Here is a 523-nt window from a genome sequence, read left to right as displayed (position 1 = left end):
ACGTCGACTGGACGAAAATGTTTTAAAAATAGAAGGTGCAGAACTTCAGTATGAGCTTGCTTGGAGCCGTTTTGATTTATTAATAAATAGTAAAGACGTCTACACCTTTTTTTCTCGCAATCACATTCAACAATATTTTTTGCAACTGTTTAATGAGTTTAAAGAGTTAGAACCACTGTTGGTGGAAGCCAAAACCGGCGACAGCCAAGCGGCAGCTCAGTTTTATCGCGCCACTCAAACGCTGTATTTAAACTTGGTGGAGTTTGTGAACCAGAACTTTCGCTTAACCAGCCAAGTGTACGAGACACAAAAAGATGAAAGCCAACGATTGATGAAAGCGCAATACATGCTGTTTGCCACTTTCGTCTTGTCGATTTTGTCGCTGACTTACTTCTTCTACAGAGAATCGCACTTCCATCGTAAGCTGGCGTTGAGTGACCCCCTTACTGGCCTTGGCAACCGTAATGCTCTGTTTGTCACGTTGAGAAATAACACTCGCAACCGAACGGCTTTTTCTTTGTGT

At 42.4% G+C, this 523-nt stretch carries 1 pseudogene; it reads left to right on the top strand.

Annotated features, from left to right (window positions below):
* Positions 1-523: pseudogene (locus R7190_RS30575) on the top strand (GGDEF domain-containing protein); the annotation flags it as partial.

The sequence above is a fragment of the Vibrio sp. 1078-1 genome (genome assembly GCF_033340475.1).
This window is presented reverse-complemented; position numbering and strand designations above follow the sequence as displayed.